Annotated in this window: 22 protein-coding genes; 15 read left to right on the top strand and 7 right to left on the bottom strand. The window is 59.0% G+C overall.

Translation table 11 applies throughout. The features are described from left to right. The first annotated feature begins 21 nt into the window (after positions 1–21). The 10 genes from LOC68_RS10120 (at position 22) to LOC68_RS10075 (ending at position 8,656) form a co-directional block, all read left to right on the top strand. On the top strand, positions 22–501 hold the full coding sequence (locus tag LOC68_RS10120; RefSeq protein WP_230218212.1) for a hypothetical protein: 480 nt from the start codon (positions 22–24) through the stop codon (positions 499–501). Positions 502–959: 458 nt separating this feature from the next. Further along, a complete protein-coding gene (locus LOC68_RS10115) occupies positions 960–1,307 on the top strand; it encodes a hypothetical protein (RefSeq protein WP_230218211.1) in 348 nt (115 codons plus the stop codon). Positions 1,308–1,309: 2 nt separating this feature from the next. Next, complete coding sequence (locus LOC68_RS10110) at positions 1,310–2,032, top strand: CDP-alcohol phosphatidyltransferase family protein (protein ID WP_230218210.1); 723 nt, start codon at positions 1,310–1,312, stop codon at positions 2,030–2,032. After that, a complete protein-coding gene (locus LOC68_RS10105) occupies positions 2,029–3,042 on the top strand; it encodes a phosphatidate cytidylyltransferase (RefSeq protein WP_230218209.1) in 1,014 nt (337 codons plus the stop codon). The genes LOC68_RS10110 and LOC68_RS10105 overlap by 4 nt, the downstream gene beginning before the upstream one ends. Before the next feature lie 58 nt (positions 3,043–3,100). Next, positions 3,101–3,742: a lysophospholipid acyltransferase family protein gene (locus LOC68_RS10100; RefSeq protein WP_230218208.1), complete on the top strand. Its 642-nt coding sequence runs from the start codon at positions 3,101–3,103 to the stop codon at positions 3,740–3,742. A 79-nt stretch (positions 3,743–3,821) separates the two neighbouring features. Beyond that, positions 3,822–4,238: a hypothetical protein gene (locus LOC68_RS10095; RefSeq protein WP_230218207.1), complete on the top strand. Its 417-nt coding sequence runs from the start codon at positions 3,822–3,824 to the stop codon at positions 4,236–4,238. Between the two features lie 130 nt (positions 4,239–4,368). Further along, entirely contained in the window at positions 4,369–5,220 is an 852-nt protein-coding gene (locus tag LOC68_RS10090; RefSeq protein WP_230218206.1) for a hypothetical protein, read from the top strand. 168 nt (positions 5,221–5,388) lie between these two features. Beyond that, on the top strand, positions 5,389–6,846 hold the full coding sequence (locus LOC68_RS10085) for a sulfatase (protein WP_230218205.1): 1,458 nt from the start codon (positions 5,389–5,391) through the stop codon (positions 6,844–6,846). Between the two features lie 69 nt (positions 6,847–6,915). Further along, on the top strand, positions 6,916–7,704 hold the full coding sequence (locus LOC68_RS28515; RefSeq protein WP_230218204.1) for a DUF4261 domain-containing protein: 789 nt from the start codon (positions 6,916–6,918) through the stop codon (positions 7,702–7,704). Positions 7,705–7,807: 103 nt separating this feature from the next. After that, positions 7,808–8,656: an alpha/beta hydrolase gene (locus LOC68_RS10075; RefSeq protein WP_230218203.1), complete on the top strand. Its 849-nt coding sequence runs from the start codon at positions 7,808–7,810 to the stop codon at positions 8,654–8,656. A gap of 17 nt (positions 8,657–8,673) precedes the next feature. On the opposite strand, the gene LOC68_RS10070 is transcribed toward LOC68_RS10075, so the two are convergent. Then, entirely contained in the window at positions 8,674–9,306 is a 633-nt protein-coding gene (locus tag LOC68_RS10070) for a hypothetical protein (RefSeq protein WP_230218202.1), read from the bottom strand. Positions 9,307–9,551: 245 nt separating this feature from the next. Here LOC68_RS10070 and LOC68_RS10065 point away from each other — a divergent pair, with 245 nt between their 5' ends. From LOC68_RS10065 to LOC68_RS10055, 3 genes are all read left to right on the top strand, one after another. Beyond that, complete coding sequence (locus tag LOC68_RS10065) at positions 9,552–10,337, top strand: SDR family NAD(P)-dependent oxidoreductase (protein WP_230218201.1); 786 nt, start codon at positions 9,552–9,554, stop codon at positions 10,335–10,337. Between the two features lie 155 nt (positions 10,338–10,492). Further along, positions 10,493–11,107 carry a DUF1080 domain-containing protein gene (locus LOC68_RS10060; RefSeq protein WP_230218200.1) on the top strand — a complete coding sequence of 205 codons (615 nt, stop codon included), beginning with the start codon at positions 10,493–10,495 and terminating at the stop codon, positions 11,105–11,107. Between the two features lie 97 nt (positions 11,108–11,204). Continuing rightward, complete coding sequence (locus LOC68_RS10055) at positions 11,205–11,951, top strand: hypothetical protein (RefSeq protein WP_230218199.1); 747 nt, start codon at positions 11,205–11,207, stop codon at positions 11,949–11,951. A gap of 99 nt (positions 11,952–12,050) precedes the next feature. Here the strand turns inward: LOC68_RS10055 and LOC68_RS10050 are convergent, their stop codons facing one another. The 3 genes from LOC68_RS10050 to LOC68_RS10040 form a co-directional block, all read right to left on the bottom strand. Further along, positions 12,051–13,535: a sulfatase-like hydrolase/transferase gene (locus LOC68_RS10050; RefSeq protein WP_230218198.1), complete on the bottom strand. Its 1,485-nt coding sequence runs from the start codon at positions 13,533–13,535 to the stop codon at positions 12,051–12,053. Positions 13,536–13,666: 131 nt separating this feature from the next. After that, positions 13,667–15,139: a DUF1501 domain-containing protein gene (locus LOC68_RS10045; RefSeq protein ID WP_230218196.1), complete on the bottom strand. Its 1,473-nt coding sequence runs from the start codon at positions 15,137–15,139 to the stop codon at positions 13,667–13,669. Positions 15,140–15,149: 10 nt separating this feature from the next. Continuing rightward, positions 15,150–17,924 (bottom strand): PSD1 and planctomycete cytochrome C domain-containing protein, encoded by a 2,775-nt coding sequence (locus LOC68_RS10040; RefSeq protein ID WP_230218195.1) that lies wholly within the window; start codon positions 17,922–17,924, stop codon positions 15,150–15,152. 443 nt (positions 17,925–18,367) lie between these two features. Here LOC68_RS10040 and LOC68_RS10035 point away from each other — a divergent pair, with 443 nt between their 5' ends. Together LOC68_RS10035 and LOC68_RS10030 are read left to right on the top strand one after the other, a co-directional pair. Then, positions 18,368–21,283 (top strand): PSD1 and planctomycete cytochrome C domain-containing protein, encoded by a 2,916-nt coding sequence (locus tag LOC68_RS10035; RefSeq protein WP_230218194.1) that lies wholly within the window; start codon positions 18,368–18,370, stop codon positions 21,281–21,283. Between the two features lie 22 nt (positions 21,284–21,305). Further along, the gene (locus LOC68_RS10030) at positions 21,306–22,700 is read left to right on the top strand and encodes a DUF1501 domain-containing protein (RefSeq protein ID WP_230218193.1); all 1,395 of its coding nucleotides are present in this window, start codon (positions 21,306–21,308) and stop codon (positions 22,698–22,700) included. Between the two features lie 16 nt (positions 22,701–22,716). On the opposite strand, the gene LOC68_RS10025 is transcribed toward LOC68_RS10030, so the two are convergent. The 3 genes from LOC68_RS10025 to LOC68_RS10015 all read right to left on the bottom strand — a co-directional run bounded on the left by LOC68_RS10025 (position 22,717) and on the right by LOC68_RS10015 (position 26,241). Further along, positions 22,717–23,352, bottom strand: coding sequence for a carbonic anhydrase (locus LOC68_RS10025; RefSeq protein WP_230218192.1), 636 nt, complete (start codon positions 23,350–23,352; stop codon positions 22,717–22,719). Between the two features lie 64 nt (positions 23,353–23,416). Beyond that, entirely contained in the window at positions 23,417–24,841 is a 1,425-nt protein-coding gene (locus tag LOC68_RS10020; RefSeq protein WP_230218191.1) for a proton-conducting transporter transmembrane domain-containing protein, read from the bottom strand. Beyond that, positions 24,841–26,241 carry a proton-conducting transporter transmembrane domain-containing protein gene (locus tag LOC68_RS10015; RefSeq protein ID WP_390623356.1) on the bottom strand — a complete coding sequence of 467 codons (1,401 nt, stop codon included), beginning with the start codon at positions 26,239–26,241 and terminating at the stop codon, positions 24,841–24,843. Before LOC68_RS10015 ends, LOC68_RS10020 begins: the two co-directional genes overlap by 1 nt. Positions 26,242–26,245: the final 4 nt, after the last annotated feature.

Here is a 26,245-nt window from a genome sequence, read left to right as displayed (position 1 = left end):
GCTCCTCGGCAGAAAACCTTCATGGCCATGGCTCAATTCATCGACTACTTCCTTTGCACCCGAGAACAAATTGAACGGTGGGCCGACGCGCTGAAGGATCTGGATGAAGATCGTCAGGCGGAAATCGAAGAGGAGATGGCGACCAAGATCACGCTCCGGAATATCGGCGACACTGAGTTCGAACTCTTGGCCGCCGCGATCCCGTCGAGCAACGGAGATCTCTCGACCCAAACGGCGCGGAGCGAACTGGTCCGCGCGATCAACGAAGAGATGGGCCCCTGGATCGTCGCTTTGAGCGTACCGCATGTCGAAGCGATCGCTGGCGCCACGTTGGACGAAGCGATCTTACAGAAGTGGATCGAGGCGGCCGCCGAATTCTTCGACGACGAGGAAGAGTCGACCCGCGAACGGCTGAATCTGGAATCGGCCGAGACCTTTCGGCAGTTGTCGCAGTCGGCGCTGGCGCAAGGCCTGGAGATTTATTCTTGTTTTTATGGGTAGGTTCGTCCGGCGCAAGCGGGATCGCTAGCGCTAGAGCACGCCAACTTCATCCGCCCCACCTTGGCCGTTTCGGCACGTAGGCTTCTTTTTTGGCTGTTCAGAAACAGGCCAGCGTCGAATCTGATGGAAGACGTAGGTGCGTCTGATCGGATTGGCTGGCTGTGGGTCGCCCCGACGACTTGAGAAAAGTCGTCGGTCTTGCTCAGCCGCTAGGCAATGACCTGTAACTCAAAATCTGGACCATCCAAATCGAGAAAATCAGAAAAAAAGGGGCATATTCCTCGCGAAGAAGACGACCTTGAAGAAGTCTCGCTGGAAGTGGCCAGTAAGAAGGTGATTTGGGAGGGGCCGCCAACTATGATCTACGCAGCGTTCCATCGCTGGGGCGCCGCTGACTTGCTATGCGGCTCCTGTTGCCTCGCCGACTTTTCTTTCACTTCTGAGGGAGGAGATCTCCTGTGTCAACTCCGTACATGTCGATCCTGCTCTTTCTGCTGGCTTCCTTGATTGGGGCCGTGGGGCAGTTTCTGTATAAGTCGGGCGCCGACGCCGCAGGCGGTTCAATCAGCAGTTATTTGCTCAATCCGCGGATTCTGGGGGGCGTCGTTTGTTATATCGCGGTGATGGTGCTATTCGTGGCCGCATTTAAAAAGGGAGGAGCGTTGTCCGTTCTGTATCCGGTTTACGCGACTACCTTCATCTGGGCCGCCTTGATCGGGCTCCTGGCTTACGAAACGCCGATTCGCCCGATCAACGTAGCTGGCATGCTGCTGTTGATTGGTGGAATGTACCTTATGGGACGCTAAGAATGGCCGAAACCGCTTCCACATCGCCGAGCCCTGCGGAGGAGCCTGCCGGCCGACGCCCCCTGAAAAGTCGACAGTGGCCATTCTTTCAATGGCTCGCGGCGAAGCTGGCGAATTCTGGCGTTACCCCGAACGCTATTTCGGTCAGCAGCGTGTTCGCAGCGGTGCTTGCGGGGATTTGCCTGGCGGCGACTTCGCAGGTGGAATCGGAGCTGCTAAGACGCGGCTTGTGGCTTGCCGGCGCGGTCTTCATCCAACTGCGACTGATCGCCAATCTGCTGGACGGCATGGTGGCGGTCGAAGGGGGCAAGGCCTCCGCGGTGGGCGAACTTTTCAACGAAGTGCCGGACCGTCTTTCCGACCCGGCGATTTTGATCGGCGCCGGCCTGGCCTATGGCGGAAATCCCATTGCCGGGATGGCGGCGGCGTTGATTGCGGTGTTTGTGGCTTACGTTCGAGCCATTGGCGCCAGCGTCGGCGTCGGACAAGTCTTTCTCGGTCCGTTCGCCAAACAGCAGCGCATGGCGTTGATGACGCTCACGTGCGTAGCATGTGCGTTGCTTCCTGATGCGTGGCAACCGATCCATTCCGACACGCAAATGGGGATCGCAGCCGTGGCTCTCCTTATTGTCTGCCTGGGCGGGTTGGTCACCGCGGTGAGACGTCTGAGCGTCATCGCGAACAGAATGCGTGAGCGTGCTGCGAATCGGGAGTCGGTCCAATGAGCGAATCGCTAATGGAATGGCTGAGCGGATGGACGCGGTTCGAGCATCTGACGACCGAAGTGATCATCACGCTTAGCGGCATCGCCCTGGCGCTGGTGATCGCCAGCATCCTGGTAAGAGTGCAGCAGCGGCTGCAGCCCGATCGGGACCATACCGAACTGCGGCTACGCGTGCGCACCTGGTGGGTGATCGCCTGGATGTTCGGACTTGCCGTGGTGCTGTCGCCGATGTTGTCGGCCATCTTCCTGGCCTTCGTTAGTTTTCTGGCGCTGAAGGAATACTTCTCGTTGATTCCGACGCGCCGCGCAGATCGGCGGGTTCTCTTCTGGGCCTATCTAGCGATCCCGGTTCAGTATTACCTGGCCTACATCGCCTGGTATGGGATGTTTCTCGTTTTCATCCCGGTCTATATGTTCTTGTTCCTGCCGGCTCGCGTCATTTCCATCGGTGAAACCAAAGGCTATTTGCGGGCCGTTTCTACGTTGAATTGGGGCCTGATGACCATGGTCTTCAGTCTTTCTCACATGGTGGCGCTGCTGACGCTGAAGATCCCCGAGACCGCCTTGGTGACGCCGGATTGGCCTGACCCCGACAATCAGATCGCCCCTGGCGTCGCCCTGTTGGTGTTGCTGGTGTTGCTCACGCAGTTCAATGACGTCGCTCAATATATCTGGGGCAAATCGTTCGGCCGGATGCGAGCGGCGCCAACGGTCAGCCCCGGGAAGACCGTCGCGGGACTGCTGGGAGGGATTGGCTCGACGGTTGTGCTGGCCGTGCTGCTAGGTCCTTGGCTGACGATCCTGAACTGGCAGACCGCTGCGCTGGGCGGCGCCTTGATCGCAGTGAGCGGCTTCGTTGGCGATCTTTCGATCTCTGCGCTGAAGCGCGACTTGGGCGTCAAAGATTCTGGCTCGATGCTGCCAGGGCATGGTGGTATCCTGGATCGCGTCGATAGCCTTACCTACACGACCCCGATCTTCTTTCACTTTTTGTACTACTGCTACGGCTAAGATGCGTCCCGTTTGATCACACCACGGGAAACAGGGTCATCCTTGGAGAGCTTCGGTTTTGAACAACGTCTTGCGATATCTGTTCTTCCTGCTTGTCGTACGACCGGTCGTTCTGATCGTGCTGGGACTGAACATTCGCCGCGGCCAGTTGCTTCCTCAGAACGGACCGGCGATTATCGTCGCCAATCACAATAGCCATCTCGACGCGATCGTGTTGATTACCTTGTTTGGCATGCGCCGTCTTCACCAGGTGCACCCGGTCGCCGCCGCCGACTACTTTTTAAAGAACCCGCGCATCGCCTGGTTTTCGACGAAGATCATCGGCATCTTGCCGCTAGAACGGAACGTCGCGGGGATGCGTACCGATCCCTTGGCCGGCATCTGCGAAGGGCTGGAAAGAAATGAGATTCTGATCCTCTTCCCAGAAGGCTCACGGGGCGAACCGGAGCAGATGGCGAAGCTGCAAAATGGAATCGCCCATATCGCCAAGCGCAGGCCAGACGTGCCGATCGTGCCGGTCTTTTTGCACGGCTTGGGGAAAGCCCTGCCGCGGGGCGAAGGAATTCTCGTACCGTTCTTTGTCGATATCTTTGTTGGCGAGCAGGTCACCTGGACCGGCAATCGCGACGAGTTCGTTGCGTCGCTACAGACGCGATTTGAGGAGCTGTCCCAAGAGTGTTATCGTCCGGAGTGGGACTAACGGATCATGTGGGCGGCGCCTGATCGTCGGCGCTAGGGCGGGGCCTGGAAGTTCATTCTTGCTATGATGGATCGGTACGTTGGTTCGCGATCATCCATCCTTTGATAACACAGCTATGCTGATCGATAACGTAATCCTGGAAATGATCGGCCCTGATCCCCGGATCCATCAGATCCCGGAATTGTTCCATGCGGAGATCTACGGCCGGCTGCATCAAGGGCAAGAGGATTCTGGCGACGCATACTATTATGCCGCGATCCAAATCGCCATTCGTCCACCCGACGCAGAGGAAGTCCTGGATGGCGTTCTGAGTTGGTTGGTGTCGCACGCCGCGCTCCTCCAAGAATTCCGCTGCGACAAAACGCTCGAGATCCAATCGCATATGCTTGCCATCGACGGAAGCCGATCGCTCTGTCTCGATCCGCAGTTCATCGACGCATTGTCGAAAGCAGGGCTTGCTTTGCGTCATCAGGTGTCGCGCGAGCGTGGCGATTAGTGCTGGATTGCAACCCAGCCCGCGCAGCTAGCAGCACCGCTCATCAAACTGACATTCAAGTCGTGCGAATTCGCCGCTACACTCCTCGCACGAACTTTCAGTTTGCCGAAACCGCCAGCGGAGTTCTCCCATGTTGGAACGCACGCTTCCCTTGTTGCTCCTCTTCGTACTACCGGCCGTCGCTTGGTGTCAAAATCCGCTGCGCCCTCCCAAGAGTGCCGATGCGGCCGAAGAGTTGAAGCGGCTGATCGCGGCGCGCGATGCGCTGACGACGGAGATTGCCCAGCTGCGCAAGGCCACCGGCCTGCAACAGCAGGTGATCGTCTCGGTGCAGGTTTGCGAGCTATCGCTGACGAAGGCGCGCAATGCGGAGATCGACGTTCCTGGATTTGACGCGAAATGGCCTCCCACCTATCGATTCGAAGACGTGCTGTCGGCTCGACAAGCGAAAGAGTTGGGACAGCCGTCCGCGGCGGAGAGAGATCGGATCAATTCGATGACGCGAACGCTCGATAGCGACGTCGCTTTGAAAAAGCTGATCGCCGACTTGAAGCACGCCGGCGCCTGGAAGGTTTTGGCCGAGCCAACGGTCACGACGCTTGACGGTCGCCCCGCGTCGTTGCATGTCGGCGGTGAGTTTCCGATTCTGGTCGCGCAAAAGGACGGGAATACGGCGACGCAGTTTCGCCCTTACGGCACGCAGCTGAGCGTCACTCCGGTGGTGCTGGGAGAGGGAAAACTCAAGCTTGATTTGCACCCGGAATTGAGCGAACTTGATCCGAGTCTGAATGTGACGACGGGAAATGTGACCGTACCAGGCGTGCGCACTCGGGGGCTCCGCACCGCTATTGAGATGAATGCTGGAGAGACCTATCTCTTCTCCGGCTTCGTGCAAATGGGAAAGAGCCAGACCGCGCCTGGCGAAATGGAAGAGATCGAGTTGATCATGATCGTTCGGGCGGAGATCGTCGATTCGCTTTGAAATAGCTGGGGAGCGGCGGCCAAGAAAAACTTCCTCTCGCCCTTCTGGTGGTGTAAAACAGAGTCGCCCCTCCCCTGCCCCTGTCTCAAGCGACGAACTCTCGTCAGGCGATTTCATGCACTTTGGGCGGGCGGAACTCCACCCTGCGCAAGTTCGAGGAATCTCCACGTGTGCCTTCTCCTTCGCCCAATCTTTGCGGCCGTTCCACTCATCGCTATCGTTTTCTTGCTTGTCGGTTCGAGCGCTCGCGGCGCTGAGCGGCTAAATGTGTTGTTCATTGCGGCCGACGATATGAACTGCGACTTGGGCTGCTATGGCGATCCGCTGGTGAAGACGCCGAATCTCGATCGGCTGTGCAAAATGGGGGTTCGCTTCGACGCCGCCTATTGTCAACAGCCGCTGTGCGGGCCAAGTCGGGCCAGCATCATGACCGGCTTGCGGCCTGATACGCTCGACATGCATACCTTGAATCATGAGCTGCGGCAAAAGAACCCTGACGTGGTGACGCTGGGGCAGATGTTTCGCAACAACGGCTACTTCTCGGCGCGGGCCGGCAAGATCTATCACTACGGCAACCCAGCCCAGATCGGGACCGACGGCAATGACGACCCAGCGACCTGGAACGAGCGCTACAACCCGATCGGCATTGATCGTTCGCAGCAGGAAAAGATCACCCGCTACGGCGCCGGTCAGGAGAAGAACACGAACCTCGGCATCAGCATGGCATGGTGGGATCCGGAGAGCGCCGACAACGAACATACCGACGGCAAGGTCGCCGACAAGATTGTTGAGCTGATCAACGAGAAGAAAGGTGAGCCGTTCTTCCTGGCGGCCGGCTTCTTCAATCCCCACTGCCCTTACGTCGCGCCAAAGAAATACTTCGATCTCTATCCGCTCGATCAAATCACGATGCCCGATCTGGAAGAGGCGAAGCGCGACCTGGAAGACGTCCCCGCGATGGCGATCCAGCGCGACGCCAAGAACTGGCCCTACTACTTCAAGGACGTCTCGGTCGAGGAAGCGCGAAAATGCAAGCAGGCCTACTACGCTTCGATCTCGTTCGTCGACGCGCAAGTCGGCAAGTTGCTCGATGCGCTGGAAGAGAACGACCTGATGGACAACACGGTGATCGTCTTCTGGTCCGACCATGGTTACTTCCTCGGCGAGAAGGGACTTTGGTACAAGCGGAAAGCGTTCGAGCGCTCGGCCCGTATGCCGCTGATCATCGCGGCGCCGGGTCTTCGGCAAGGGGAAAATACCGCCAAGCCGGTGGAACTGGTCGACTTGTATCCGACGCTGGCCGATCTGTGCGGGCTCGCACCGCCGAAGAACCTGGAAGGCCAATCGCTCCGGCCGCTACTTACCGATCCGACCGGCGGCAAATGGGACAAGCCGGCCGTCACGCAAGTTTGGCATGGGCGAAACGCATGGGGCTATTCGATTCGGACCGATCGCTATCGCTATACCGAATGGCTGGAAGGGAAAGCGGGGCGCGAACTATACGACCACGCCAATGACCCCGGCGAAGTGACGAACCTGGCTGATAGTACCGAACACGCGGAAACGGTGGCCGAGCTTTCCCGCCAACTTCAACCCTACGTGCAGTTGAAGCCAGGCAGCCGGTAACGACGAACTTTTCAACGACTCTCATCTCTACCAACCTTGCTGGACAACATCCAACGCAAAGGAGACGCCGTGGCGCTAGCGATTTCGATGGTCCTGTTCCCTGACCAACCGCAGCTCTCGATCGAAGCGATTCAACAAGAGCTGGCGACCCGCTGGCCCGAACTCCCCGCGGCCAGCGACGTCACCGGAGAGGACAACACCTATATCTTCGATCTTGGCGAAGCCCAAGTGATCGTCGCGCTGATGCCGGCGCCGTTTCCGTGGTCCGACCTGGAAGGTCCCTGTGCGACCAGCATTCTTTGGAAGGATGCGGCGGAACAGTTGAAGACGCACCAGACGCACGCGATCGTATCGCTCAACGCCGAGCTCGATCCGATTCCTCATTCGACGATGCTGACCAAAGTCGTAACCGCAGTTCTCGCCGCTTCCCCTTCGTCGCTGGGGGTCTATTGGGGCAACGCGACGCTGATCGTTCCCAAGGCGATCTTTCTCGACTTCGCCACAGAAGTGATGTCGGACGGACCGCCGCTGCATATCTGGGTCGACTTCCGCGTCGGCGCCGAAAGTTCGAACACCAGTTCCGGCTTCACCTGCGGTATGGCCGCCCTGGGACACATGGAACTGGAAGCGAATGGGGCGACCGAACCGCCCCGCGAACTATACGACCGGCTGATGAGCCTGGCCGGTTATGTGCTGGAAAATGGACCGGTGATCAGAGACGGCGACACCGTCGGCCAAGACGCCAACGAGAAGATCCGCGTGATCTACGGCAAGTCGAACTTTGGCCATGAAGGAAAAGTAATGCGGCTGGTTTATGAGAGCGGAGCGAGCGAAAAGCCGTGGTGGAAGTTCTGGTAGAATAATGAACGCAGTTGGCTATTCTCGGATCACGCCTTGATAGGAAGTCGTGACCCGGTTAGCCTGCACTGCTTCGTTCTGATCCTCCCACGTTGCTCACTACATGCCCAAATCGCTGGAAAGATTCGCTTTTTCCGACAAAAGCGGCTTTGCGCATCGCGTCCGCTTCCCTTCGGCGAATCTGGCCGATCGTCGCAACGTCGATATCTGGTGCCCCGTCCCGTTGGGTCGCAAGTCGGCGATTCCATTGCCGGTCATTTACATGCACGACGGGCAAAATCTGTTTGACCCGGCGTTGTCGTTCGCCGGGGTCGACTGGGGAATGGACGAAGCGATCGTTCGACTGACCGAGGCCGGCGTGATCCCTGGAGCGATTGTGGTCGGCATCTGGAACAGCCCGCAGCGTAAGCGCGAGCTGATGCCGAAAAAGCCGTTCGAGCAAGATCTGACGACGGAGGTGATCAACAAATTCGTCGCCGACCAGGGAGGTCTTCCCTACTCAGACGACTACCTCAAGTTCATCGTCGAAGAACTCAAGCCATTTGTCGATGAGAATTTTCCGACGTCGCCCGATCCAGCGCAGACGTTTGTGATGGGTTCCAGCATGGGGGGTCTCGCGTCGCTCAACGCGATCGAGAGTTATCCCGACGTATTCGGCGGCGCGGGGTGCCTTTCGACCCACTGGGTGATCGGAGGATTTGAACTAGTCGACGCGATGGGGCGCGACCTTCCCGATCCTAGCAATCATCGACTCTACTTCGATCGCGGTACCATAGCGCTCGACGAATCGTACGGGCCGCTGCAAGAGCGGATGGACGCTCACCTGGCCGACGCCGGTTATGTCGCGGAAGCCAATCTGCTCGCGCAGGTCTGGCGGGGACACGACCATTCCGAGCGGGCCTGGCGCCGCCGCGTCGACGTGCCGCTCCGCTTTCTGCTCGGCGCGAAGTAATCGCAAAGAGCGATCGCTTACGGAAACGCGAATTGCGATTTCATGTAGCAATACTTCTCGCGATATATCCCCATCGTCGAGTAGAGGATGTCCCAGAACTCGCCGTCGTGCTGCAAGCCGTGAAAGTCGAACCAGACTTCGCAGTTGTCGTAAAAATTCAGCTTGTTTTGCACATAGTAGCGCACGTCTTCGGCGTTCCAGATGTGATGGTATTCCTCGAGATTGTAGAGGACGTTGCACAAGCTGCGAGCCGCCACAAAATTGCTGATCGCTCCTCCGGCCGTCCACCGCGCCAGTGCGGCGGCCAAATGCGAATAGTCGATCTGATACAGATAATCGTGATGCACCAAGAGGGGCTGATGGACCGCGAACAGCTCTTTCAGCAACTCATTGCGCCGGGCGAAGATCGCGTCCTTGATCCCCTTCATATCGCACCAGTCGAGCATCACCTTCTTCATGTAGCGGAACGAGCGGTCATAGACCCATGTCTTGTCCGACTCGGACGAGGTGCCGAAAATGTAGAGCTGATGCGCCAAGCAGTTCTTGTAGCAGAAGAAAACGCCGAGCGTCTTGTGCACGTAGTCGCTTTGCCGGGGGAGCCATCTCTGGACTCGCTCGAGCATGTAATCGCGCATTTCCCAAGTGTTCATGGGTTAGGGTCCATACGGCCGCGAAACGATGGCAACAAGGAAATTCCCTCTACATGATTACCAATGTCGGTAAGAACTGCATGAGTAAAACATGAAGAATCCTCGGGAAAATCAGGACTTCGGGCAAGTTGACGACCGATTAACGAAGGCTTGCCGTCTACGTTGGCTGGGCGTTCAAGCGTAAATTTTGACCACCGAAGCGCGACCGATTGCTCGCCTGAGAACGTATTTGGAGATTCGCTCCCATGTTTCCCTACAATGGCAAGACGGCTCTCATTACGGGCGCATCGAGCGGAATCGGCGCCCAGTTCGCACGCGAACTGGCGGCTCGCGGGATGAATTTGATCCTGGTCGCTCGCAACCAGGCCGCGATGGACAAGATTGCCGACGAGTTGCGTGCTCGCCACGGCGTCCAGGTCGACGTCTTTCCCCAAGACCTGAGCGAGCCGACCGCCGCGGCCAACGTCTTCGCCCATGCCGAGCAGCTCGGCTGGAACGTCGATCTGCTGGTCAACAACGCCGGCTTCGTCACCTACGGACCATTCGAGTCGATCGATCCGGCCCAAGAGCAGGCCGAAATCCAGGTCAACATCGCCGCCCTGGTCGGGCTGACCCACGCGTTTCTGCCGGGGATGCTGGCGCGCCGGTCCGGCGGGATCATCAACAACGCGTCGCTGGCCGGTTTTCAACCGATCCCTTACCTGACCGTTTACGCCGCCACCAAAGCGTTCGTAATTTCCTTTTCGGTCGCCCTGCGGCAGGAGTGCCGCGGCCGGAACGTCCGGGTTCTCGGCCTCTGCCCTGGCACGACGAAAACCGAAATCTTCGACCGGGCCAACGCCAACGCTGCGGCGGTCGGAATCCCGCGTACCGTGGAGCAAGTTGTGGCAACCGCGCTCCGCGCCTTCGACCGCAACCGGAGCCTGGTCGTCGACGGCGTCGGGAACCGCATCGTCAGCTACTTCACCAAAATCGTCCCCCGGTGGTTGGCCGCTTCGATCGCCGGTTGGCTCGTCTCGTCCAAGGGGTAGGCGTCCTTGAGCACCTTCCCCAGAATTCGACTATCATCGGAGTTACGCCGGATTCCCGATTTTCGTGTAACGGAAATGCCCTGAACTGGAGATGCTTCTCGCCAAGTCGTCTCGACGTTGCGAATCAACACCCCCTTCCCCCACGAACTACCATCATGAAATCACGCATCCGCATTTCCGCCCCAGCCCTTGCCTGCTTCTTGATCCTTGGCGCGATTGGATCGCTGCAGGCCGAAACGGAACTTCTCAGCGATCACTTTGTCAGCCCGAAACATCCTGCCCGGCGTGCGGCTCGCGGCGATTGGCAAGTGAAAGAGGGTGTGATCAGTTGTCCGTTCGATCAAGAGCTTTACAAGAAGTTCAAAGATCACGGCCCGATCGTCTTCTACGATCTCGCCTATCGCGACGCCGTGATTCGCTTTTCGTTCAAAGCGACCGAATCGACGATCGTCACCTTCACCGAAAATAACGCCGAGGGCCATGTCTTCCGCATCATCATGCGACCAGAAGGTTACAACGTGCGCGCCTTTCCGCCAGAAGGAGAAAAGCATTCGATTCAGGCGGCCGCCGGCAAAGAGGCCTTGTTCCAATCCGGCGAATGGGTAGACATGCAGGTCACCAGCAAGGGAGAGGAAGTCACCGTCAAGATCGGCGACAAGTTTGAGCAGACGTTCCGTCACACCTCTTACGGCCGCGACAAGAAGAACTTCAGCGTCTCGTTCAATGAAGGGACGTTCGCACTGAAAGATGTGGTTGTGAAAGCCTACTAAAAGAACCGGAAAGGCGCCGCGATTGCCGCCCAGACTGCTAGTTGGTGACGTGCCTGGCATAACCTTAACGATTGGTTCTGGATAATAAGGTGCTCCTATGCGTAGCGAGTTTTTTCCAATTCGTCTCCAACCGAGCGTCACGGCTGCCGATTTTCGCTTTTACTCCCTGGGCGACGCGTCGGAATATCCAGAAGCGAGCGATTGGTTCGGCAGCTGGTTGCGACAGGAAAACGTCGAGGGCAATATTCGACAACTGCAGTCGGTTTTTGGCTGCGACGTCATCGCCGATTTCACCGCCCGACTATTTCACGCCAGAGAGGTTGCCGGAGTGCTCGTATGCACCAAGGAGGAGAAGCGGAACTCGCCTGAATGCTGGCTGGTTCTACAAAAAAGGGGCGGATCGTCAGGCGGAATCGATCTGAACCTCCTGCTTTCCTCCCAGCCTGGCGATTTCGTTTTTCTGCGCGAGCCGGCGTTTCAGATTGACCGCAAGCGGCTCAAGCAGCTTTTTGAACTGAACCTGGTAAATCGCTTCTTTTTGACTTATGACGGACTGCGAGAAAGCCCGCCCTATTTCGGGATCGATAATTTCAATAGATTTCCCCTTCATGAGGCTGACCCTCGGATGATTCTTTCGCGGCAGCGACCTCAGAAGGAATGGCTCGACTCAAGTATTATTCATGTCAGCGGCGGTTGCGATTATTTGCTTCTTCGTCCCGACGGGGTTGTTGGCTACATGCCGATCGAAATGGAAAGATACATCGAGATTTACGCAAGCGGCTTCGCTGAGGCAATTGATCATTGGCTTGCGTCGGGCTGCATGGTCGCTGAATCATACACTTAGTGCCAAGAGGCTTGTCTATGGCGGGCCCAAATAGGGACGGAGGCCGCTTTAAACCTCAGCCCCAAATTCCCCGAACTGCTTTGTCTCGCCACTCGCGACTTACTGTACCCACCCCGCCTCACGCACGCCGCTCCCTTTCACGCCGGTGAGCGAGTCCCCCAGTTCCTTCCGGATCGGCTCGGCCAGCTTCTTCATCCGCTCGACCACGTCGGGATGTTCGGCCGCGACGTTCTTCGTTTCGCTGGGGTCGGCGCTCAGGTCAAACAGGCTCAGCTCGATATGTTCCACGCGACCACCGTGACGGCTCGCGATGCCATTGATACCGCTTTGCGTGATCGATTGAGCGGCGTTCTTGCCCCAGTTCGAAGGTTTGCCCCCCTTACCCGGCTCGCCGGCGACGGTGATGTAGGGATGCGGAAAGTGGAGTTTCCACTTTCCTTGGCGAACCGCTTGCAGTTCGGTCCCCGCGTAGAAGAAGAGCGCCTCGTGCGGCGTCTTGCCATCCTTCGTCAGCAGCACGTCGCTGATGTCGAGACCATCAATCTTCTTGGTCGGCATCCGCCCCCCGACGATCTTGGTCAGGGTCGGCAACAGGTCGATCGCCATGACTGGTTCGTCGCAGACGCGATCGGCCGGGATGTGACCCGGCCAACGCATGATGCAAGGCACGCGGACGCCCCCTTCAAAGGTCGTCAGTTTTCCTTCGCGCAGGCCGCCAGCGTCGCCGGCATGTTCGCCGTAGCTCGGCCAGGGGCCGTTGTCGCTGAAGAAGATCACGATCGTGTTGTCGGTCAGCTTGAGCCGATCGAGGGTCCGCATGATCTCGCCAACCGACCAGTCGACCTCTTCGATCACATCGCCGTACAGACCATGCTCGGTCCGCCCTCGGAATTCGTCCGAAGCGAAGATCGGCACATGCGGCATGATGTGCGGTACGTAAAGAAAGAAGGGACGATCCTTGTTGCGATTGATGAAGGAGACCGCCTTCTCAGTGATTCGCTTCGTGAACAGGCTTTGATCCGGATCGAGCTCGATGACGTTCTCCCCTTCGTAGAGCGGAAACGGCGGCATCTCGTCAGCCAGCACCGGATGGTACTTCGTATTGTCGTTGGAGTACGGCGTGCCGAACCACTCGTCAAAACCATTGCGCGTCGGCCAGAACTCCATCACCGTTCCCAAGTGCCACTTCCCCATCCCGGCCGTCGCGTAGCCCATCTCTTTCAGCATCTCCGGCAGCAAGAATTCGTCGGGATGAATCCCGTTCTTGCTCGTATGGTTGAGCGCTCCCTGCAGGCTCACGCGATTCGGATAACAGCCGCTCAGAAAGGCCGCGCGACTCGCCGTGCATACGGGCTGCGCAACATAGAAACTGGTGAACCGCGTTCCTTGCTCGCCCAGCTTGTCCAGATTCGGCGTCGAGAATCCCTTCGCCCCTTGGCTGCTGAGATCGCCGTATCCCATATCGTCCGTAACGATCATGACGATGTTCGGCAAACGATTTGCGTCAGCCGCAGCGGCCTGGCGGTTCGGCCATCCGGAGAAAACGACGGCCGCGGTTAGTAGAAGAAGGGTCGTGAACTTCACTGGGGGCTCCCTTTTGGCATGACAGGGCGAGAATGGGCAGGGTCACTCCAGTATCGGTGGAGTCGGCGCGTGGGTCAACGCAGCCCCTTTAATCGGCGTTTCACTCGAGGATTTCTGCGCTGTAGCGTCGGCTACGTGTGACTGGCCAGGATCTCGTGGATCACGTGACCTTCAACGTTCGTCAGACGGCGGTCGATTCCGTTATGGCGGACGGTGAGCTGCTCGTGATTGAGTCCGAGCAGATGCAGAATGGTCGCGTTGAAGTCGTACAGCGGGTGGACGTCTTGGATCGCTTTGGCGCCGAACTCGTCGGTGGCGCCGTGGCTGACGCCTGGCTTGACGCCGGCTCCGGTCATCCAGCAGGTGAATCCGTCCGGATTATGATCACGCCCTTTGGCCCCTTTCTGGAACATTGGCATGCGACCGAATTCGGTACACCAGACGACGAGGGTATCTTCCAACAGCCCGCGTTGCTTGAGATCGCGGATCAACGCTGCGGCGGGTTGATCGAGGATATTCGCATGCGTGTCGTATTGTTCTTTCAGCTTGTTGTGTCCATCCCAATTCAACGCGCCGCCGCTGGCATAGGCGCCATTGAACAGTTGGACGAAGCGAACTCCTTTCTCCACCAACCGCCGCGCGAGGATGCAGTTTCTCGCGAAGGCCGCCTTGTGTTTGTCGGTCGAGTCGGCTCCGTACAACTTCAGGATATGTTCCGGCTCGCTGTCGAGATTGGTCACGTTCGGCACGCTCAACTGCATCCGGGCGGCCAACTCGTAACTGGCGATCCGCGCCGCCAGCTTTGAATCGTGCGGGTGCTCATTGAAATGCCGCTCGTTCATCCGCGCGAGAAACTGACGCGCCGCTTCGTCGCTATCGGACGACGACCCATACGGCTGCAAGTTGCGAATCGGACTGGCGGCGCTGAAGGTCGTTCCTTGAAACGCCGCCGGCAAGAATCCAGGCCCCCAATTGTTCGATCCGTTTTGCGGCACGCCGCGCGGATCGGGAATCGCTACGTAGGCGGGCAGCTCTTGCGTTTCGCAGCCAAGGGCGTATGTCACCCAAGCGCCCAGGCTCGGGAAACCATCGAGCACCGAGCCGGTCGAGAGAAAATTCTCCGCCGGGCCATGCGTGTTGCTTTTGCTGGTTAGCGAATGAACGAAGGCGAAGTCGTCGGTCAGTTCGGCCAGGTGGGGCAACATGTCGGAGACCATCTTGCCGGTCTCGCCGCGGGGGCGAAACTTGTACTGCGGCCGCGCGAGCTCGCCTGAGGGTCCCTGAAACGTGACCGCCGGACCGCCGGCAAGGGGCTTGCCATCTTGCTTTTCCAGTTCCGGCTTGTAGTCCCACGTATCAAGGTGACTGACGCCCCCGGCGCAGAAAATGACGATCACATTCTTCGCGGCGCCGGGATAGTGGGAAGGACGGGGCTGGTTCGGACGAGACGGATCGATCACGTTCGCATCCGACGCCAGCAGACCATCGCCTCCCAGCAAGCTGGTCACGGCGATCGCTCCCAAGGCACTCGCCGCGTCGCTCAGAAATCGTCGGCGATCGAGCCAGCGTGTGGGCGGAAGGATGGGAGATTGCGAACGAGACATGCGATAGCTTTCAGCGGATAAACAGAAACTCGTTGCTATTGAACAAAACGCGGCAGAGCGTTTGGAGCCCGTGCTCATTGACGAAGGCCGTCGCCTCGGTCAGCTCTTGCGGCGAAGGCTCGCGCAACAGGACTAGGCCGTAGACGGCGTTGATCTGAGCCGCCGGCTCTGGATGTTCCGCCCGCAATCGCTCAGCCAGGACGCCGGATTGGTCGAGGACAAAACGACTGTTGAACAGGTTAAGCGCCTGGATCGACGTGGTCGACTCGCGACGGCGGGAAGTGCTTTGCCCGTAGTCGGGACAATCAAAGGCGCCGAAGATGGCGTCTCGTTCGCGGCGGACGCGGTGCGAATAGATCATCCGCCGCAGTCCCTCTTCGCCGAACGTCTCGATCGGCGCGTAACCGGTTAAGCCGCCCCGCTTGTCGAACAGACTGAAGCCAGGCCCTCCCATTTCGAGATTGAGATTGCCGTTGATCGCCAAAATGGAATCGCGAATGACTTCCCCCATCTGCCGCTGCGGCGGAAATCGCCAGAGAAGCAGATCATCGGCGTCGAGCGCGGCGGCGTCGGCGTTGTAGTCCCCCCCTTGGCGATAGGCGGCGGAGAGGACAATAAAACGATGCATTCGCTTGAGCGACCAGCCGCTTTGCATGAACTCGGCGCTGAGCCAGTCGAGTAGTTCCGGATGGGTCGGCGGGACGCCGTTGTGACCGAAGTCGTTCGCCGTTTCGACCAACCCCATGCCGAAGTGACCTTGCCAGATGCGGTTGACCATCACGCGAGCGGTGAGCGGATTTGACTTCGACACGATCCAATCGGCCAGCGCGATTCGGCGACTCGCTTCGCTGGCGTCTTGGGCCAGCGCGGTCACGCCCAGCACTTCCGGAACGCCAGGCGACACCTGTTCCTTCGGCATTTCGGGGTTGCCGCGACTAAGGACGTGAATCTCGTCCGGCCGGCGAAACTTTCCCGCGAAGACAAGCTGCTTTTCTTCGAGCCGGCTCAGCTTCTTCGCCAGCGTTTCCTTCTCCTCCAGCAATCGGCGAACCTCCGCTTGCTCTTCCTCCGAGAGCGAGTCGACCTCGATCGGCGTGTGGGAGTTTTTCGAGATGTCGAACGGACGGCGATTCGTCGAGTCGGCGACGCGTATCCATTGACCATTCTCGCCGAGCGCTTCAATCACGTAGTCGACCGCCAGACGATCGGTGAACTTCCCTTGTCGATCACGTCCCCAAGCGACGAATTCGATCCACTCTGGCTGAGGAAACTCAACCGAAACCCAGCCGCCGCCGACTTCGCTCGACATCCAACTGCTCGAGTTTCCGTAAACTCCATTGTTCACAAATCGCAAATCGTGACGCTTCGGGGATCTCCTTTCGCCGGAAGCGGAGACCTTCCCCCCAAGTTGCGCCAAAGCGACGTTCTGACCATCCGCGTTGAAAACCTCCAGCTCGTCGATGCAGGGCTCCAGCGAATTGGTCGACTTCACGTGAAAGCGAATTTGCGTCGTGCGTACCGGAGCGAAGCGGTCGACGTTTTCGTACGAGTTGATCATCGCCCGGGGCGAAGTTGAGTCGGCCAGCGGCGCGTGACGCGCCAGTTCCAAGGCGACCTCCCGCGCACGCTCAGTCCAGCGGTGCAGTTGATCGGCCTGCATGTCTCCCTGCGGACGCGCGATTTCGCGATCTTCGTATTCGACGCCGGAGACGAAGGCCTGCATTTGGTAGTATTCGCGCTGCGAGATCGGATCGAACTTGTGGTTGTGACAGCGAGCACAATGAACTGTCAAACCAAGAAAGGTGGTCCCGATGTTGGTGACGATTTCGTCGAGCGAATCTTGCCGCGCCAGTCGTTTTGATGGTTCGTCCTTGCCGATCTGTCCCGGCAGCAATACCGACGCAGTCACCAGAAATCCGGTCGCGGCGTTGGCGTTCATCGTATCGCCGGCCAACTGCTGGCGGATGAACTGGTCGTACGGCAGGTCCTGGTTAATCGCCTCGATCACGTAGTCGCGATACGGCCAGGCGTTGGGGCGTTCGGTGTTCACTTCGAAGCCATGCGTGTCGGCGTAGCGAACCACATCGAGCCAATGCTGCGCCCAGCGTTCGCCATAGCGCGGAGAAGCGAGGAGTCTTTCGACAACCCGCTCATAGGCGCCATCCGCCTGATCGTTGTGGAACGCTTCCACTTCCTGCGGCGTGGGTGGAAGCCCGATCAAGTCGAACGTGACCCTGCGGAGCCACTCGGTGCGGGTCGCCGGCGCCGAGGGGGCCAGCTGCAATTGCTCCAATTTGGCGAGAATAAAATGATCGATCTCGTTTTTCGGCCAAGCGGTCTGCTTGACGCTTGGAACCGGCGGCGACTCAATTTGGCGAAACGACCAATGATCGCGGGGATCTTCCAGCTTGACGGTATCGACCCCGTCGGGCCAAACCGCCCCTTCCTCAATCCAGCGACGGAGCGTCCCGATATCGGCAGCGGTGAGTCGATCCCCTTCCGGCGGCATCGCCAGATCGGCCTCTTCGTCGGCGACGAAACTCCAGAGAGGACTCTCCTCTGGTTTGCCCGCGACAATCGAAGCGCCGTAAATCTCGCCCCCCTTCATCGCCTCCGAACGAATATCGAATCGCAATCCGCTTTTGCGCACGTCGCCGGCATGGCACTCGTAGCAATGCTTCTGCAGAATCGGGCGAACGTCGCGGACGAAGTCGACCGGCTCGGCCGACGCGGCGCCAGCGGCGATTGCAAAGAGGCTGAATATGGCGACAAGCCAACGGATCATGAGAACTTGCAGTCGTCGGGTAGGAATCAAAGACGCGAGGAAAAGAGGCTTCGCAGTCGCGCAACTGGCGATCGGTTGCGCCAATCGTGCATCTCGACCAGCGCTTCTCTGCATATCGGAGGGCCTGACTAGGTGCTGTCGAACATCCTGCTCGCTTAACGGACGATATTGCCCCGAGGCCGAAAGTTCAAGCAAAAACTGTCTATTCGAGCTGGGCCTACCGAACCCGCTTCCCCTGATGGAAGTAATTCGCCGAGAAACGGCCGAGGCGGCATTCCCATTTTTCGCGCCAATAAAATTGGACGCAGACTACCGCTGGAGTGGTATAATCGCGGCCGACACACCTTTTGCCGCGCCGCTCGTTTTTCCCGCCCGCGGACGCATGACGTCTTATCCGAGCGCTCTTGTTACAAGGCCGTGACAAACGCCGAATGGAACGTGACATGAACCCTGTCAAAGTCTTCTCGTGGTCGCTCCTGTTGCTCTGCATGTCGTTTGGCGACGTCGTCTCCGCCGACGAAGGGGACGATTTCTTTGAGAAGCGGATCCGTCCAATCCTGGTCAAGCATTGCTACGACTGCCATGCCGGCGTGAACTCCGAAGGGGGCCTGTTGCTCGATACCCGCGACGGTTGGCGGCACGGGGGAGACAATGGAACGGCGATCGTTCCCGGCCAGCCGGACGATTCCCTCTTGATCCAAGCGATTCGTTACGAAGACGCCGAATCTCTGGCGATGCCGCCAAAAGAAGCTGGCGGCAAGCTGAGCGGCGAAGAGATTGCGGCGCTGGAAGAATGGGTTCGCCGCGGCGCTCCGGATCCGCGGATTGCAGCGGTAAAACTGGGAGGCATGACCGCTGAGGAGGCGAAGGCCTGGTGGGCTTTCCAGCCTCTTCCCAACGCGGATCCTGCGCCAACTGCGACAAAGATTGACGCCTATCTCGACCAAAAACTGGCCGAACAGGGTCTGACTTCCGCACCGCCGGCGGACAAACGGACCCTGCTCCGCCGCGCGACCTACGACTTGACCGGCCTGCCGCCGACCTCAGAAGAAGTCGACGCGTTTCTGGCCGATGAGTCGCCGGACGCTTTCGCCAAAGTGATTGATCGCCTGCTCGCGTCGCCGCAATATGGCGTCCGCTATGGACGACATTGGCTCGATGTCGTGCGGTACGCCGACACGGCCGGCGAGAATACCGATCGTCCGTTGCCGCACGCGTGGCGCTATCGCAATTGGGTCATCGACGCTTTGAATCAAGACAAACCGTTTGACCAGTTCGTCCGGCTCCAACTCGCCGGCGACTTGATCGGCGCCAAGCAGCCGCGCGACCAGACGAACGAAGGAATCATCGCCACCGGATATCTGGCGATCGCTCGTCGCTTTGGTCACGATATCGACGAACAGAACTATCTGATGCACGAGGACGTGATCGACAACCTCGGCAAAAACTTTCTCGGCCTCACGACCGGATGTGCGCGGTGCCACAATCACAAGTACGACCCGATCACGGTCGACGACTACTACGCACTCTACGGCGTCTTTGAGTCAACCCGCTTCGCATTTCCCGGCTGCGAACCGAAGGGCCAGCCGCGGGACTTGATCTCGCTGGCGTCGCCAGAGCAGATCGACGCGCTGATGCAGCCTTGGAACGAAAAAGTAGCCGCTGCGGACACAAAGAAAAAACAACTGGAGCAAACGGCCGCAGCCCTGCTCGGCTTTCGTACAGAGAACGCGCGGCCACTTGTCGACAAGACCCTGGTCGCCGAGGGGACGAGCGTTCCGTTCGCCAATCTCACCGCCACGGTACGCAAAGGAGAAGTGCTCCAGTTGACGGTCTTTCCCAACGAAAGCCATGGCGCCGACAGCACGCGCGTCGAATGGACCATCAAGGAAGAAGGAGAAGCTGGCAGAACGTGGAACGTTGACAATTTGATCGACAAGATCTCGCAAGGCAACCCGCTCGCCGACCACGACGAAGCGACCTGGTGCTTCTTGGAAACGACCACTGGGCCGATCTCCCTTTCGCAGCGGTACGACTCGCTGCAGAACAACCCGGCGCTGAAGGCCTGGAAACGATTCGATGACGCCCTCTCGATCTTCGTCAACACGTCGGACCAGCCGGTCGACGTCTGGACGACTCTTCCCGCAAAGGCGTTCTTTGTCCATCCCGAGCACAACCGCCCTGTAACGGTAGCGTGGATCAGCCCCATCGATGGCGCCGTTACCATCTCTGGCGCCGTCGCCGACGCCCATCCAAGCGGCAGCGATGGGGTCGCCTTCGATCTGGTCCAGATCGCCGCGCCGCAATACGGCGCCGGGTTGATTGAAATGGGGAAGGAAGCGGCCGCTCCGGCGATTGATCCGGGCCCCAAACCAAAGCTTCCCGTCGCCTATTCCGTGATCGACGCCAAGCCGACCAACGCCAAGATCCAGAAGCGGGGAGATCCCGAACAGCCCGGCGACGAAGTCGAGCGTCACTGGCTCACCGTCTTCGGCGGAACTTCGATCGCCAATCCCCAGGAAAGCGGCCGGCGCGAATTGGCCGACCTGGTGGCCCAGCATCCGCTGACGGCTCGCGTTTTCGTCAATCGCGTCTGGCAGTGGCACTTTGGCCAAGGCCTGGTCGGAACTCCCAACAACTTCGGCTCGCGTGGTCAGTTGCCGACGCATCCGGAATTGCTCGATTGGCTGACGGCGGAATTTGTCGCCAGCGGCTACCAGGTGAAAACGCTCCATCGCCTGATCCTGCAAACCGCCGCCTATCAGCGGAGCAGCGATCCGCCGACCGGCTCGCTCGACGCCGATCCCGAAAATCATCTTCTCAGCCACTACAATCTCCGTCGCCTCAGTGCGGAAGAGATTCGGGACAGCTTGCTGTTCGTCTCCGGCCAGCTTGATCTCGCTCCCGCCCAGGAGCACCCCTTTCCCGACGAATCAACCTGGACCTTCACGCAGCACACTCCGTTCAACGCGATCTACGAGACGAACAAACGGAGCGCCTACTTGATGGTGCAGCGGCAGCATCGCCATCCGTTTTTGTCGTTGTTCGACGGCGCCGATCCGAATGCAAGCACTCCGGCGCGAGAAACCAGCACCGTCCCGACGCAGTCACTTTATTTTCTGAACGATCCCTTCTTCCACGCCCAAGCGGCGGCGACCGCCGACCGTTTGTCGAACGAAGAGAACGACGACCAGCGTCTGCAGATCGCTTACCGGCTCCTGTTCCAGCGACAGCCGACCGCAAGCGAGACTAAGGCGGCCAGCGCCTTCCTACAGAACTATCCCGCCGAAGCATCTGAAAAGTGGCGAGCTTACGTTCGCGTGCTGCTGGCCGGAAACGAATTCCTCCATGTCGATTGACCACGAACCTCAGGCAACCAACGTGAACCACCAATCTGCCAGCCGTCGGTCTTTCCTTCGTTCGTCGGTCGCAGGATCGCTCCTCTTCCCCGGCATCGTCCAGCAACTGTTGGCGGATGCCGGCGATCCGCTAGCCGCGCGGCAGCCTCACTTCCCCGCCAAAGCGAAGAACGTCGTCTTTCTCTTCATGACCGGCGGCGTGTCGCATGTCGATACGTTCGATCCCAAGCCGGCGCTGGTCCGAGATCACGGCAAAGAAATCAAGGCCGATCATCCCGAAATCAAAAACCGCCCTGGCTACGAACGGATCTACCTCAAGCGTCCCCAGTGGGAGTTCGCTCCGCAGGGCGAGTGCGGAACGGAAGTCAGCACCCTGTTTCCACACGTCGGGCAGTGCATGGACGATATCGCGTTGATCCATTCGATGCATACGTCCCACTCGAACCATTACAACGCGACGCTCGGAATGCATACCGGCTCGTTCGCCTTCTCGCGGCCGAGCATTGGATCTTGGCTCAGCTATGGCCTGGGAGCGCTGAACCGCAACCTGCCAGGCTTCGTCGTGATCGCGCCGAAGCAAACGTACGCCGGCAGTCAGGTCTACGCGAACGACTTTTTGCCGGCCGCTCATCAAGGGACGCTCGTCGTTCCCGGAACCGAACCGGTCGCGAACGTCCAGCCTCGTATTCCGACCGATCGCCAATCGCTCGAACTAGCGGCGCTGCGCCAACTCAACGAAGCTCATCTCGCCGCGCACGGCGGGCACAATCCGCTGCTCGAAGGTCGCTTGCGGACCTTCGAGACCGCCTTTGGAATGCAGATGGCGGTCCCGGAAGCGTTCGATTTTCGGCAGGAAAGCCAAGCGACTTTAGAAAGCTACGCCCTCGCGCCGGGTCAAACCTCCGGTTTCGGCTGGCAGTGTCTCGCGGCGCGGCGACTGGTCGAACGGGGCGTTCGGTTCGTCGAACTGATCGATACCGGCTCGTCCAACAACTGGGATGCCCATGGCGACATGATGTCGCATGTCGGCCTCGCCCAGAACGTCGACCAACCGATCGCCGCCCTGTTGAAAGACCTGAAACAACGGGGGTTGCTTGAAGAAACGCTGGTCGTCTGGACGACCGAATTTGGTCGGACGCCGTTTAACAACACGGCCGACGCCAAAGGACGCGAGCATCACTCCTGGGCGTTCAGCTCATGGCTGGCCGGCGGCGGCGCCAAAGGGGGAATCGTCCATGGCGCCACCGACGAGTACGGGATGCACGCCGTCGAGAAGCCGGTCCACGTCCACGACTTCCACGCCACAATCCTGCATCTCATGGGCTTCAACCACGAGCAGCTGACGTATCGTCACGCTGGCCGCGACTATCGGCTGACCGACGTCGAAGGGAACGTCGTTCACGACCTGTTGGCGTAACGAACTTCTAATTGCGCTAGGACTGCGCCAACGATTCGCGCCGGAGCTTTTCGATCGGCACGAAGCGTCCATGGACCGCATCGTACGCCCGAATGCGGGCCGTCATTTCGTCGACCAGCCAGCCGTGCAGGCGCAGCTCACCGGTTTCCAGACGATCCAGGACAAAGTCGTGCGTCAGGAGATTCTCCAGCTGACATAATAGGTGCTCGCAAATCAGCAGTCGTTGCCGCTCGTGATCGAGCCGCGTGGGATAGGTCTGATCCACCACGCTGGCCGTCGTCTGCTGAAACTTCTTTTGCAGCCCCCGACTATCGTTCTGGTCAGGCTGAGCCCAGCGGCGGATCACGTTGCAGCCCATATGTCCGCAAAGGATGACATGCTTGAAGTCGAAGTACTGAAACGCATAGGCCAGGTCATCCGCCGCAGAAGTCGGACTCTCCTCCGTTGCCGCCGGAACCGTCGCGGCTAGATGCTGCAAAGTGAAAATTCGCTCCGGCCCTGCGATCGAAACTTCGTCCGGTGCGCTCCCATGGCAAGAGCAGGCGATCATCAGAATGTCGCATACGTCGTCATCCAGCGACTGCTGAATGTCAAACGCCGTACCAAAGTATTGGGGAGCGAACTGGTGCAGGCTTTTGTCGAGCAGAATCATGCGTATGGACTATAAAAACTAGGACATTGGGCGTTCGTTTCAGCGACAAGCGGCGCGTCAAAAATCACTCGCGGGGATGCGTCGCCGCCGGCGAAACGGCCGCATGCTGCGTCGTGTGGGGCGGATGTGCGCCGAAGTTCTCTTCGCGTCTTTGAACAAAATGCTGCGCCGCCCGGAAACAGGAACTCATTCCCAACTGCGGAAAGAGGCCGCCGGCGATGATGAGCGCGGCGATTATCGAAATGGCGAACCGCTCCGCAGGCCGCGAGCCGATCGAGTAGTAAACGACGCGCGAGCGCCCATTGAAGATGCGAAAATAGACCTTCAAAATCGCAATGCCGTTTAGCGCGCTGATCGCGGCCGCCAATATCCCGGCAATGGGGTAGGCGGTCACGACGCCGTCAATCAAGATCTCACCGGCGATAAAGCCGATCGTTCCGGGAAAACCAATCGACGCGAGCCCCGTGATCAAAAACAAGGCGGCCAACATCGGCATGTGATCGTAAAAGCCGTGGTACTCGCTGAGCGAGATGCGACCAATCCGAGCTTCGACGCAGCGCAAGGTGATTCCGAGACCAGTTAAGGCCAGTTGGATCGAGATCCAGGCGCACATGGCGCCGGTCATGCTGATGGGCGTCGCAGCGCTCAGTCCGACCAGAACCAACGACGAGTTGCTCAAAAACAGGTAGGCGAAAAATCGGCGAGCCTCCGTTTGAACCAGCGCCATCGACGCGGCATACGCCGCGGTAATCAGCGAAAGAATCGCGACCACTTGCAGCGTCGCCGCCGGCGCCTCGGGAAGAACCAGTCGCGCCATCGCGTAGACGCCCGGCATGAGGGTCAACGTGAGGAGCGCCGAACCAAACGAGGCCCGCTCGATCAAGTCGGCCGCCCAGCCATGCAGCGGAACGACCCCGCAGCGGAGCAGAATCGCCGCCGTCGTGAGCGCACCGCCCCAAACGGGAGAGCCGGAGAGGGAAACGATTTCACCAGCGATCAAAAGTGCGGCGAACAGCGAGAAATAAAACGTGTAAACGCGGGTCGACTGTCGGCGCAGCCGCAACTCCATCCAGAGCGGGATGGCCCCGACGATCAACAGCATCAGAATGCCTGGCGAATTGAGACATCCTAGCAAGGCGAACGCGATTCCTTCCGAAAAGAGGGCCGCGCTAAACGAAAAACGGCCGACCTTGGTCTTTAGCGTCGACAAGACCGTCAACAGAAATTGCAGCGCCGCCAGCGGAATCAGCGGCGAACTTAAGTCGTCGATCACCAGGCCAAGACTGCCGAGCGCTGCGAAACTCCCTGCGTCGGCGCCGGAGGCGAAAAAGTCGACGCAACCGCCGAGCGCAAGAAGTTGCGCCACGATGCAGATCGCCAGGCAAACGCGTTGGCAGCTCGATCGATCTTGGATGGCCGCGGTCAGGATGGATCCCGCCAAGGTGACCAGAACTGCGAGTTCCAACCAGGGCGCGTGCAGTTCAGCCATTAGGTCAGTTCTTCCAAAGAGCGATCTTGATGAATTGCCGCGGCCCGTTCCTCTCCGCTTTCCCCCGACAAAAACTGGGTCCAACGACGCTCCTGCTTGTCGAACCAGCGGAACGTTCCCATAAAGGGCGCAACAATATAGGAACGGAGGATCTCATCCAGGAATCCGCGTTCGAGCGAAAAGCGGTACGTCCATTGGCGGCCGAACGACGCTTCCGTTAATGACTCCGGCAAGTGCGTAGGCGACAATCGCGAACCGATGGCGTTTTCCAAGGCGTTGTAGTCGTGCAACACCGACGGAGCGCGGAGGAACTGCAGCGTTCGCAAGCAGGCATGACCGATGATGTGAATCAGCGCGACATACGGAAGACCAAGCCCGATCTCCACCAGGATGATCCCGACCTGCGTGAGGGAGGAAAAAGCGATGGCGCTTTTCACGTCGGCTTGAACGCGGGCCGACATGGCGCCCAAACAAGCGGTCGCCAGTCCAATGAGGATGACGACGGTACTGACGATCCACGAAGCGGCGATCAACGGGCTGAACCGGAGCAACAGAAACGCGCCCAAATGGGCCGACAGTGCGCCATAGAAGATCGCGCTAGACGGAGTCGGGCCTTCCATGGCTCGCGGCAACCAACCGCAAAATGGAATCAGCGCGGACTTTCCCGCCGCCGCGATCAACAACAAACCGCTGATCATCAGGAGGTTGAACTGGTCGAGTTCGACATTCCCCAGCGGCCAAGGCTGCCTCCCCACAATATGATCGAAATCTCCGCCCCCGGTCGCATGATGCAGCGTCAGCATCGAGATCACCAGCGCCGCATCGGACAAGCGATAGATCGCCCAGACGTGCAGGCCATTTTGAACCGGATTCGTGCGTTGGTGAAAGTAGGCGATCAACAGAGCGGACGACAGACCGACGAATTCCCAACCGAGAAACAACGTTTCGATCGTACCGGCCAGCGACGACACGACCATCCCGAAGAAAAAGAAAGAGTAGAACAAGAAGAATCGCGTGAATCCGATCTCGCGATGCAGATAGCGGCTCGCAAATTTCCCGACGACGCCGCAGAGAACGTACGTGAGCAGCACGAAGGGAATCGAAAGGCGGTCGAAAATGAATCGCAGTTGGAAGTGATAGTGTTCTGAGGGGATCGCCACCCAATTGCCAAGTTCGATCACGACCTTGCGACTTCCGCTGGCAAGCATCGTCCCCAAGATGATCATGGCGCAGACCATCCCGAAAATAACGCAAATCGCCGTTAGTCTCGCCGTCGCGCGTTCAGTGAGTCGCCGGCTCAAGAAGCTGGCCGCCGCAAGAACGACAAGCAACAATGCAGGGGCGGCCAGGCAACCGATCCCCAGACCGAAAATAAAAGCGTCCCACGTCACGAGATCCATCTCT

It is taken from the genome of Blastopirellula sediminis, from assembly GCF_020966755.1.
GTDB lineage: Bacteria > Planctomycetota > Planctomycetia > Pirellulales > Pirellulaceae > Blastopirellula > Blastopirellula sediminis.
This window is presented reverse-complemented; position numbering and strand designations above follow the sequence as displayed.

Coding starts and splice junctions, on each gene's coding strand:
- LOC68_RS10020 (WP_230218191.1), bottom strand. CDS start 24,841: ATGGCTGAACTGCACGCGCCCTGGTTGGAACTCGCAGTTCTGGTCACC.
- LOC68_RS10060 (WP_230218200.1), top strand. CDS start 10,493: ATGAAATCACGCATCCGCATTTCCGCCCCAGCCCTTGCCTGCTTCTTG.
- LOC68_RS10105 (WP_230218209.1), top strand. CDS start 2,029: ATGAGCGAATCGCTAATGGAATGGCTGAGCGGATGGACGCGGTTCGAG.
- LOC68_RS10090 (WP_230218206.1), top strand. CDS start 4,369: ATGTTGGAACGCACGCTTCCCTTGTTGCTCCTCTTCGTACTACCGGCC.
- LOC68_RS10035 (WP_230218194.1), top strand. CDS start 18,368: ATGAACCCTGTCAAAGTCTTCTCGTGGTCGCTCCTGTTGCTCTGCATG.
- LOC68_RS10120 (WP_230218212.1), top strand. CDS start 22: ATGGCCATGGCTCAATTCATCGACTACTTCCTTTGCACCCGAGAACAA.
- LOC68_RS10055 (WP_230218199.1), top strand. CDS start 11,205: ATGCGTAGCGAGTTTTTTCCAATTCGTCTCCAACCGAGCGTCACGGCT.
- LOC68_RS10070 (WP_230218202.1), bottom strand. CDS start 9,306: ATGAACACTTGGGAAATGCGCGATTACATGCTCGAGCGAGTCCAGAGA.
- LOC68_RS10065 (WP_230218201.1), top strand. CDS start 9,552: ATGTTTCCCTACAATGGCAAGACGGCTCTCATTACGGGCGCATCGAGC.
- LOC68_RS10015 (WP_390623356.1), bottom strand. CDS start 26,241: ATGGATCTCGTGACGTGGGACGCTTTTATTTTCGGTCTGGGGATCGGT.
- LOC68_RS10075 (WP_230218203.1), top strand. CDS start 7,808: ATGCCCAAATCGCTGGAAAGATTCGCTTTTTCCGACAAAAGCGGCTTT.
- LOC68_RS10045 (WP_230218196.1), bottom strand. CDS start 15,139: ATGTCTCGTTCGCAATCTCCCATCCTTCCGCCCACACGCTGGCTCGAT.
- LOC68_RS10040 (WP_230218195.1), bottom strand. CDS start 17,924: ATGATCCGTTGGCTTGTCGCCATATTCAGCCTCTTTGCAATCGCCGCT.
- LOC68_RS10110 (WP_230218210.1), top strand. CDS start 1,310: ATGGCCGAAACCGCTTCCACATCGCCGAGCCCTGCGGAGGAGCCTGCC.
- LOC68_RS10025 (WP_230218192.1), bottom strand. CDS start 23,352: ATGATTCTGCTCGACAAAAGCCTGCACCAGTTCGCTCCCCAATACTTT.